Source organism: Holospora curviuscula (assembly GCF_002930195.1).
Lineage (GTDB): Bacteria > Pseudomonadota > Alphaproteobacteria > Holosporales > Holosporaceae > Holospora > Holospora curviuscula.
In genome coordinates this window covers 103,545-113,375 of the sequence record NZ_PHHC01000082.1, presented here as the reverse complement: position 1 = coordinate 113,375, position 9,831 = coordinate 103,545, and the positions used below count along the sequence as shown (strand labels likewise).

At 35.2% G+C, this 9,831-nt stretch carries 10 protein-coding genes; 4 read left to right on the top strand and 6 right to left on the bottom strand.

What is annotated here, in order from left to right; translation table 11 throughout:
• Positions 1–667: 667 nt before the first annotated feature.
• The 6 genes from HCUR_RS08560 to HCUR_RS09830 form a co-directional block, all read right to left on the bottom strand.
• Positions 668–829 (bottom strand): hypothetical protein, encoded by a 162-nt coding sequence (locus HCUR_RS08560; RefSeq protein WP_207760909.1) that lies wholly within the window; start codon positions 827–829, stop codon positions 668–670.
• Between the two features lie 833 nt (positions 830–1,662).
• Positions 1,663–2,313: a hypothetical protein gene (locus HCUR_RS03895; protein ID WP_129591898.1), complete on the bottom strand. Its 651-nt coding sequence runs from the start codon at positions 2,311–2,313 to the stop codon at positions 1,663–1,665.
• A gap of 89 nt (positions 2,314–2,402) precedes the next feature.
• Positions 2,403–2,888 carry a lysophospholipid acyltransferase family protein gene (locus HCUR_RS03890; RefSeq protein WP_165780733.1) on the bottom strand — a complete coding sequence of 162 codons (486 nt, stop codon included), beginning with the start codon at positions 2,886–2,888 and terminating at the stop codon, positions 2,403–2,405.
• Between the two features lie 154 nt (positions 2,889–3,042).
• The gene (locus HCUR_RS03885) at positions 3,043–4,305 is read right to left on the bottom strand and encodes an HlyC/CorC family transporter (protein ID WP_104206835.1); all 1,263 of its coding nucleotides are present in this window, start codon (positions 4,303–4,305) and stop codon (positions 3,043–3,045) included.
• Between the two features lie 21 nt (positions 4,306–4,326).
• On the bottom strand, positions 4,327–4,926 hold the full coding sequence (locus HCUR_RS03880) for a shikimate kinase (protein WP_104206834.1): 600 nt from the start codon (positions 4,924–4,926) through the stop codon (positions 4,327–4,329).
• A 172-nt stretch (positions 4,927–5,098) separates the two neighbouring features.
• On the bottom strand, positions 5,099–5,233 hold the full coding sequence (locus HCUR_RS09830; protein WP_279337599.1) for a hypothetical protein: 135 nt from the start codon (positions 5,231–5,233) through the stop codon (positions 5,099–5,101).
• A 258-nt stretch (positions 5,234–5,491) separates the two neighbouring features.
• On the opposite strand from HCUR_RS09830, the gene HCUR_RS03875 reads away from it, so the two are divergent.
• The 4 genes from HCUR_RS03875 (at position 5,492) to HCUR_RS09825 (ending at position 9,524) form a co-directional block, all read left to right on the top strand.
• On the top strand, positions 5,492–6,496 hold the full coding sequence (locus tag HCUR_RS03875; RefSeq protein WP_104206833.1) for a peptidylprolyl isomerase: 1,005 nt from the start codon (positions 5,492–5,494) through the stop codon (positions 6,494–6,496).
• A 32-nt stretch (positions 6,497–6,528) separates the two neighbouring features.
• Entirely contained in the window at positions 6,529–7,059 is a 531-nt protein-coding gene (locus HCUR_RS03870; protein ID WP_104206832.1) for a hypothetical protein, read from the top strand.
• Between the two features lie 2,086 nt (positions 7,060–9,145).
• Positions 9,146–9,382, top strand: coding sequence for a hypothetical protein (locus HCUR_RS03860; protein ID WP_104206830.1), 237 nt, complete (start codon positions 9,146–9,148; stop codon positions 9,380–9,382).
• A gap of 19 nt (positions 9,383–9,401) precedes the next feature.
• Positions 9,402–9,524: a hypothetical protein gene (locus HCUR_RS09825; protein ID WP_279337597.1), complete on the top strand. Its 123-nt coding sequence runs from the start codon at positions 9,402–9,404 to the stop codon at positions 9,522–9,524.
• Positions 9,525–9,831 lie beyond the last annotated feature (307 nt).

Sequence of the window (9,831 nt, the reverse complement as noted above, 5' to 3'; positions counted from 1 at the left end):
CACCATTGAGCGGCGAGCTCAAGGTGTTGACTCCTAAATGTTTTTTATATTCGACCCTTTTTTGCTTCCATCTCTTCAGTGTTTAAAAGTCTTTGGGTGCACGCTCTGGCTATGGATGATTCCTATACTAAAATTTTGCTCTTTTCCTCTCTTGATTTTGAGGATATCTCTGGGTTTATCTATCAACACTTGCATGATCTCTCTATGCTTTAGACTATTAAAGTCATTCAGTACTCTTTTTCATGGTCTACACTCTTTAGAGAAAGCCCTCCAAACCAGCTATTTCGTGATATAAACTATGCCGCTCCATACCCGCCTAGCATCCTTAGGCTGCGGCCTTACTTGCTTTTTCTTGCGCTTGTTAATCTCTTCTTCTATAACTTGCCACGCTTGGTTTTTTAGAACTTTTTACGTGACTAGTTCTGAGTGCCTTATGCGTTAGTATTTAATTAAAACTTACCTTATCGCTGTTGACAATTTTTCTTTTTAGACAATTTTGCACGCCAAGATAGCTCTACAAGATTGTGGACATATTTTTTTTTGAATAATTAGGCTTGGTTAGAACTCAGCTGTGAAGAAGTGTTCATTGATGCATGAGAGTTACTTTTAGGTGTGCCTGTTATTAAGTTGAGTGTGTTAACGGCTTTTTTAAGTGTATTATTCTGACTTATTGAATCTTTTTGGGTTTAGTCTTTTCATCAGCAGCATTTGCATCGGATAAACCAAAAAAACTTGCAATAAAGCAAGTGAATAGATATTTTTTATACATTTTACTTACGATTAAAACCTCAAACAAAATTTTATCACGTTTCATAAGTTTTTTAAGCAAACTCCTTACTACCAAACGCAATGTGAGATTTGGCTAAAAATGTGTACAATAGATGAGAAAAATACAAACCTAAGACTCTGAAGATGGGTAGATAAAAGTATTTAGAAAAACCTTTTTAGAGAAAATAATTATAGATCCAGAATATAAATGGCGTGTAATAAGTAAAAGCTCTATTACTATACATCCTTATGGGACCACAGTAAAAAGCGCTACCCAAAAGTATTGACTCGGACTAACAAGGACAGGAAGCTATATTTTACTGTGAATGTCTAAGACATTCTAGTGAGAGTCATTATCACCACCCTTGCTCACTATAAACAAGCGAAAAAAGTTACTGAAGAAATCAAGGCCCACAATGTCGTTACTGACCAAGGATACGATACCAATGAAATTCTTGATAGATCACTGTGCATCACCACATTAATCCTGCTATTTCACCTAAGAACAATAGAAACGAAGAGAGCCCATATAAAAAATCTTTTTACAAATACAGGAACCTTGTGGAAAATGCTTTTTTGTATCTAAAAACACTGAAAGAGATAGCAACAGGATATGCCCAAAATACGGTAGTTTTACTCGCTACTGTTCAAATAATATATTTTTTTCTTTGATTAAATATTTTATGACGACAGGATCTAGATAATAGTACAGCCAAAAAAAATATTTAAAAAAAATTTTACTTATTTTTCACAGATTATTGGAATAAATTTTTAAAAGTTTTTCCTAAAAACAGCGCTTAATTCGTAAAAAGGAAGTTTCAAAAAAAAGAAGAAATAGCGTATAAATTAATTAAAGAGCATTTTTAAAAAATAAAAAAAGAAAGTCTTAGGTAATTAAGGTTTGTCACTTAGGCCATATGTCTTGAGCATACGATGTTCTTGTTCTAACTCTAACTTTAAATATTTAGCCTCTTCTTGAAGTTTTCCTAGATTTTTTCTAGACGTACTACACTCTAAAAACCTTATTTTACTATTTACAGCACTTAATTTAATTTTTAATTCTTGAATTTTTTTATTCGAAGTCTCTATTAATCGATCAATTTTCTCTAATATTTCTAATTTTGTAACAGAAAAAGGTAATGGTATTTCATCCAAATCTTTCTCAGGTAAAGGGATTTCAATGCTCACACTTCTTCGCTTTACATTAAAAGGCGCTTCTAGCTCTATATGAAGAATTTTTTCTTTTCCACACATAAAACACAACTTTTTTTTTGCCTCCTTTAGTTTACACTGGAGAGTATAAATATTTTTCTGTAATTGCTTTTTCAACGGTGGATAAGTTTCTTTTCGTAAACGCTGCTTAACCAAAAGTAATTCTTCCTCTAACGCACGCACACAAGAGTATAATGCTTCACGTTCTTCTCGTGAATGACCACATAAAGGAACTTGTTCGCTATACTTTTGAACATTTTTCAGAGGAGGAACGATAGCAGCAATGCATTTTTGCGAAACATACCACACACAAATGAGTCTAAAAGTTAACACAACAAAAAGCTTTCGGTACCTAAGCATTCCAACGATAGTTACATCTCTTGTGCTTAGATAACAAATTTTGACACCAAAGTCAACCTTAGTCAGCCCTCTTCACGAAGTGCAGTATAAAGTGCATACTGAAATCTATCTCGATTCATAGAAAGTTCTTCAAGAATAATGGGAGGACTCCATACCCATTCGATTTTACCAAAAGGAAGCGGAATTTTCATCTGATCCCAAGTTTTTTTTAAAATGTAGTAGCTCGTAGCATTCCATCGCAATGCCAGTACTGGACATCCGGATAGTCGTGCCAACGCATATACACCGTTTTTTAATACACTTTTAGGACCTTTTGGACCATCGGGGGTAATACCTACACTGATCCCCTGTGAAAGAGTGTTTAACATTTGCTTTAAAGTTACAGTACCTTGGTCGTGAGAAGAAGAACCTTCAATACAATGAATTCCAAATTTTTCCACTATTTTTGCGATGAGTTTTCCATCCCCATGTGAAGAGATTAACATACGAAAAGGGACTCCTTTTTTCCAGGCAAAAGGCGCCATAGCCATCTCACAGTGCCAAAACACAATAATAGCCGCCTTATGTCCCTGATAAAAAATATCTACATAGTTCTGACCTTTTACGACCTTGTGACTCGTTTTATACACCCATCTTAAATATCCAGCACATATACCGCTTAAAAAAGATTGCACAGTTGTTTTTTTTAAAAATGGATGCAATTTATGTAGTTCCAGAAGGTGCTAAAGGAATGACTTCAATAAGCGTTACTTGATGATGATGAACACGTAAAATTTTCATTTCAAATTGTTTAATCCGCACTACTGTTCCTACTTCTGGAATAGTGCGACAGGTGTGCAAGATTAAGCCTGCTAAGGTTGAAACAGAAGGCTCATCAAAGTTCCATTCGTATTGTCTACGTAAATCCCTTAGCGTGACGCATCCGCGTACTAAATAAGTTTCTTGGGGTGTAGTACGTACACCAGGAAAATCCACATCGTACTCATCACGAATTTCTCCCACAATTTCTTCTAAAATATCTTCCAGCGTTACCATTCCCAATAGAGATCCGTACTCATCCACCACAAATGCTTGATGAGAGTGCTTTTCTTTAAATAATTGCATCTGATAAAACAACGTACTGGTTTCAGGAATAAACCAAGGCGCTTTTATCATAGAATGAATATCCGAATTCTCTTTAAATTTATCTTTTTTTTGCAAATAACGCATGAGATTTTTCACATGAATCACGCCTACAATATTGTCCGGAGAATCTTTCCACAAAGGAATCCGCGTATAAGGAGCAGTTAATAGATGCTCGCATAATTGTTCAAAGGGAAGATCTATACTAAATGAAACAATGTTCTTTCGATGCACCATAATTTCAGATACTGTAACCCGAGATAAATCCAAAATACTTCCCAGCATTGCGCGTTCATGAGAAATGATTCCAGACCCCGCGTGTAAATCAATAGCACCTCTTAAATCTTCTAGTGTACTGGACACTTCTTTCGTATTGCTGACACCAAGCCATGCCAAAGAATAGTGCGCAATACGATCCATAAGCAGGGTAATAGGAAATAAAAAACGCTTTAAAAATTGCAATAAAGGGACCAAAAATAGTGCAGCCCGCTCGGGACATTGATAAACATAAATTTTTGGTAAAATTTCTACGTACAATGCAGTGAGTGCTGAAACAACAATGGGTGCAATCACCAATCCAAAAGGGCCCAAATATTGGCGAAACAGCTCCGTTGCAATAGAAGCCATACCATTTAATAAACAAATGTTCGTAAACAATAGGCAGCTAATTAAAATAGGCATCTGTTTTTGAAGTTCCAGAAGAACAGAAACAGAAGGATTTTTTTTTGCCATTTGATGTAAACGAAAAGGAGAAGAAGCAGTGACTGCTGTTTCACTGGCAGATAAAAATGCAGCTAAAACCGCAAATATTGCAATGAGCAGAACAAATATAATCACCAGCATATGATCGTTAATGTCAATACACTATATGATATGAAAATGTAATTTTAGCTCGTCCAGAACCCTTGCAAGCGTTTCATCGTAACTTCCTTGATCGCTGGGAACTCGAACATCCGCAAGTCCGTAAAGTTTATCTCTTTCCTCGTGCATCTCTTCCAATAACTTTTCTAAAGCTAAATTTCTTCCGTCCGACGTCATACTGGTTGCTGTATCTAGTTGAGGCAATCCCAATTGTGGACGCGCTTTTCGAGACAACCTATCCGCTAAATGAGAGGGTTTGGCACACATATATACTGTACAAGTATTTTCTAACAACAACATTCTAGTCTGAGGTTCCAAAAACGCTCCCTCACCTGTCGCTAAAACATGAGAAGATTCTTCTTTAAGTACACGACGAATTACAGACTGTTCTGCACTTCTGAACACAGTTTCTCCAAATTGTTCGTAAATGGTTGAAACTGAAAGGCCACCAGCGGCTTTTTCTACCATATTATCCGAATCAAAAAACGGTATTCCAAAAAATTCTGCTAACAATTTACCCAGTGTAGTTTTTCCCACCCCCGGCATACCCACGAGGGCAATCGGTTTTCCTGGATAAAACTCTCTATATGTATTTCGAATCATATTTTGTACCTTTACTCAGTGCCTAGATTCCTGTGGATCCACAAAAATTAAAACGTACCCACTTACGAACCTTAACTAGTTTCTAAAAATTTTAGGGTAACGTAAATACTAAATATAAATACGTAAAGAGAAAAAACACTGTTTTTTCTCTTTATTGAAGTAGAGCAAAACTTTACTTATGTTCTTGTTCTTTTTCTTTATCCTTCTCTTTTCCGTCCATATCTTCAGATTTCTCTGCGGGCTCCGTAACCGCTGTTGCGCTAACGATACTGGTAATGAGAGAAGCAAATAAAATGAATGTTTTCATAACAAATAACCTTTTAAAAGTTTTTACACTAGAATCATAGACATATTTCTTAAACTATTGCAAGGGGGGGAGATAAAAAAAATTTAAGTCAGCTAAAAAAACTCCTTATCAAATCATCTAGTACATTAATTTTATTTTTTTATTATTATGAACATTACACGCAGCTTATTCTACCATAAGCTATTTAAAAAATGCTTGAAAAAAAGTTTTATCCCTGACATAATAACGCCTAGATTGAGACTTTTTATTTTTTGAAGAATGATTTTTAGTATAAACACAAAAATAAACAAAAAAAACTTACTATTAAAAACCATTTGTGCATATCTTATTATTACACCGGTTTGGGCGCGTAATGATCGCTTACACTGTTTTGTTTTGGCCACTGTTAATAAAAAACCAATCACTACACTAGATGTATGGGCAAGATTTTTATTTTTACCTAAGATGCATCAAGTTTTTATTCCCCAAAGCGCTTTTTCTCAATACGCTCCTTCAATTTTTCGACAAATTTTGATGGAACGTCTGCAATTATCTTTAGCGCTTGAATACAAGGTAGAGATTCTATCACAACAACTAGATGAAATGTATCAAGTATGGCTTAAAGATTTAAAAAAAATTCTTCCTTCCATTATTTTGCTGCCAGAAGAAATAAAAATTGCTAAGGATCAGCTTAAAGCAAATTTGTCTTGGGAATCTTACATTGAAGGGCGTTATGGTGCAGAATTCTTTGTCAGTGATCAAGAAGTCGCCATGTATAAGAAAAATTGGAACCAGCGCCCTCCCTCTCTTAAATATATTCGTTATGGAGAGATTATCATTTTTTATAAATCTCGCCCAGAAGAAGCCTTCAAGGAAATGGAAAACATTAAAACCATGCTAGATCAAGGCGCTCCCTTTACTCAAGTCGCAATGCAATTTTCTCAAAGTAATAGTAAAAAAAATTCCGGTATTATTGAATGGATACCAGAATCTGCATTAGATCCTGATTTGTTAAAAATTTTTTTTCAAGCTCCCGAGGGACAAATTTTGGGTCCTCATATACTAACCAATTTAAGAGCAGTGGTGTGTGTCGTACTACTGGGAAGAAAAACACAGGGAGAACTAAAGCAAGTTTGTCCTTCAGACACAGAAATAAAAACTATCCTACGACAAGAGCGTAAACGAGTACGCATCCAGCAAGAAATGGATAAATTATTAAATGGAGAAAACTATGAAATATTACAAGGAGCAGAAAAGTATTTATCTAATTCCATCACCGAATAAATATCCAGAAACAAAGTCAAAAATTACCTTTTATGATTAAATTGTTGTTAGGAATCCTGAAAGGATTGGTATTTTTGACCATTGCTGGGTGGATTCAAATTCCTTTTTCCCCCTTGTCCTGGAATGTTCTCTATTTTGCAACTATTAGTTTACTTCATTGGTTTCAAGGAGGAAGGGGCTTAAATATTGTGTTGATTTGGTTAGCGTTGGGGAGCGCAAAATGCTTTTGGATATGCCCCATGTCTTCCTTAGTTCTGTCAAGCCCAGGGGGAGGATACATTTGGGGCATTTTACCCGCGTTATTTTGGGCACAACAGTATTATCAATGTAAAGCTTGGGTAAAGTGGGGAGGCTCTTTGTTAATTCTGGAAGCCTGCGGTGCGGCGCAGTGCATTTTATCCACACCTAACTTAGATATTGCCAAGCAGTATGGACTACTTGCGCTATTTCCGTGGAATCTGTTTCAGTGCATGTTGGGTATTAGATATGATCAAAGGATTAAACGGATCTTAGACCAATTTTTCTTTTTCCAAAACACAGCACTCAAAGTTAAGAAAGAATAATTTTGGGAGTGTAAAAGTCATTACAAAAATAACCTTTACGCACACATCAAAAATAAAATTAAGATTAACTGTAAAAAAAGAATTACTTTTAAAGCATTATAAAAATACCTAAACCTCCTCATGTTATCTTTAGTCCGTCACTTCAGATGAGTCCAAAATTTGGCTACGGGGTCCACATCAGGAGAATGAGACGATCAGAGAGTTCTTTTGACGTCTAAGGATTTTATATTCTAGGATGTGTGGAATGAAGTATTATCCATAACCAAAATTTGTTTTTTTAGTGCTTTGATCCAACAATGTTTTACCCAATAATTACAATGTGCAGTGTTACAAGCCCTCTTAAATACCCTAGGTGCTATGGGATTTATTATTTCTAAACCTATTATAACATTCATTTTCTCATAATATTTATCACCCTTCTTAGCAATACGGTTTGCACTTTTTTTACCTAAGCCTTTATCTTGTCATCTTAGAACAAGTTTATTTCCATCTCACTTTCAGAAACTGACCTAAAGTATTCCATGGAAATATCTTTTATCACCTTCTAGTAATTGATTTTTCTTTTCACTTATTTTCTTATAAGTAAAGCCTTGTTAATAAGGTAATTCCAGCTTTTTTAATACTATTGCAAGATAACTTTTTCTTGTATAAAATGCGGTACCTATATTATGCTTGACACGTCATTTTACTTTTTTAACTTACTTGTTATATATCTAATTTACTCCAAAATCTTCTAAAGCTTCCTTTGGCGCTTTTTTCTTTGTTGAGATAATATATAACGTTATTTCGTAAATTTTTGCTACAGTAAAATCATATAGGATTAAGTTCAGAAAAGAATCGGATTATAGCTTCATATGCGTTGAGCGCATTCTGTAATGTTATCCTTAATGCATCGTTTCTATATTCGCCCAGAATGTCTCAATGGAGTTCAGTTCAGGGGAATACTATTGGCAAGCACATTAGCCGCGCAGCCAAGCGATTCAATCAATACTTTTGTCTTCTGAAAGTTATGGAACGAAGCATGTTCTATAATTTAATTAGCCCAAACTTTAGCGCTTTGATTAAATACTATTTTTTCCAATGATTAAAAAGATTCGTATTACAAAACTCATTAAACCTCATGGGAGCGGCCGACTTGTTGTTCCAGCGATATTATGGGGTCTTCTGTAATACTTATCACACTTTTTATCTATGAGCTTTTCGCTTTTTTTACCCTATCCTTTATTTTTGAAAATTACTCTCTTCACTCTATACAAAACTTTTAGGCTTTATATTGTTGATTGTTCCTTGATATTTGTTTCTTCACAAGCCCCCAGAAGTAAAAGTTTTTATTACTAAAGCTTAATTTTTTAAGACTTCTATACACAAAAGTAATGCTTGCGTTACATAGCCTAGTGATCTTTGCTCATGGTTTATCTTCGTTATATTCAACATACATTTTTAACTAATTTTGATTTTTTTTCTTTTCTGTGTAATCGTGCTTTAAGTTGGATGACGCATGATTTTCTTAGCGTACCTACTTTACTTTTATTTACAATAACTATTTTTGCGCTTTTTTTTATTTATTACCTAATTTTATATATTCTCTTTTTTTTTCTAGTTTAAGCTCTATTGCTTTTGTTTCATTTTCTGACAAATATAACACATTTAATCCTATTTTTAAGCTAAATTAATATATCGCACAGAACCTACGCAGGCAGAATTTATCTTCACAGAGTTAGCAGGGTGTTTGAAGGACATAGTATTTTTGCCCAGCAGTGATTTAGAACCTGTATTCATGGATAAAAGGAGGTAGTAAAGCTTAGAGGTAATAACAATGAGGGATCCAAGGAATTTAACAGATCAGGCTAGGAGCTCATTAAGGAGCATTTTGAATGAGGCAAGTATGGTAATAGAATTAAACACAAAAAGAAAGAGCGTGTTAATAGACTAGTTTACATAATAAAGAGCAGCTGCCAATAGCGAATAATTCTTAAAGATTTTCCACCATACTCCACGCTACATTCGTTTTATCGAAGCGTCAGGATCACAGAAATATGAGAAAAAGTACTAATCACGCTTGTCAAGATACGTCGGATAAAAGCTGATGAAAGTAAAAACCCGAGCTATCGCAGGATTAATTCACACAGTGTCAAAACTACCGGGCCTTGTGAACAACGCAGTATTGACGGAGAAAAAAAAGGGACGTAAACACCATAGTGTTATGGATACACAAGGCAATCTCGTGCACGGTACTGTTCATGACGCTAATCATAGTAAGGGGGTACAATGTTTTTTAAGCGGCTCTGCAACAATATCCGACACTCAAAAACGTTTGCGCTGATGTCGTGTATGGAAAAACCATGCTAAAGTTTGTGAGAAACAGTCTTAACAAGACAATTAAAATTGCAGAACCCCAGGATGGGCGGTGTTCGCCAAAAGATGGGTTCTTGAACGAACCTTGGCTTGGCTCAATCATTATCTAAGGTTGTCTAAAGATTACGAAATTACTGTCGAAGCTGCCGAAAATAGGGTGATGATCCCTCATCCTATACGCTTGTTAAGGCGGATCGCGCATCCATAAATACAGGATTGTTCCGGCTTTTCTTTCAGGTTCACTCACACTGAAAGTGCTTATTTAGGACGTATATCTAAGTTTTTAGCCGTATTCTCATGGCCAATACAGGCTTTGTCTTCATTGAATGACCTTAGTGCAGCGCAGGGTTAATGCTCCACATGAGAGCGTCCACCTTCATTAAGATTTTGTGCTGTTAGGAAAAAATATAGAAGCGA

Bases quoted from the DNA above. Each gene is read 5' to 3' on its own strand.
- HCUR_RS03885 (WP_104206835.1), bottom strand. From the start codon at position 4,305: ATGCTGGTGATTATATTTGTTCTGCTCATTGCAATATTTGCGGTTTTA.
- HCUR_RS03880 (WP_104206834.1), bottom strand. From the start codon at position 4,926: ATGATTCGAAATACATATAGAGAGTTTTATCCAGGAAAACCGATTGCC.
- HCUR_RS09830 (WP_279337599.1), bottom strand. From the start codon at position 5,233: ATGAAAACATTCATTTTATTTGCTTCTCTCATTACCAGTATCGTTAGC.
- HCUR_RS03875 (WP_104206833.1), top strand. From the start codon at position 5,492: ATGATTTTTAGTATAAACACAAAAATAAACAAAAAAAACTTACTATTA.
- HCUR_RS03870 (WP_104206832.1), top strand. From the start codon at position 6,529: ATGATTAAATTGTTGTTAGGAATCCTGAAAGGATTGGTATTTTTGACC.
- HCUR_RS03860 (WP_104206830.1), top strand. From the start codon at position 9,146: ATGAAAGTAAAAACCCGAGCTATCGCAGGATTAATTCACACAGTGTCA.
- HCUR_RS09825 (WP_279337597.1), top strand. From the start codon at position 9,402: ATGCTAAAGTTTGTGAGAAACAGTCTTAACAAGACAATTAAAATTGCA.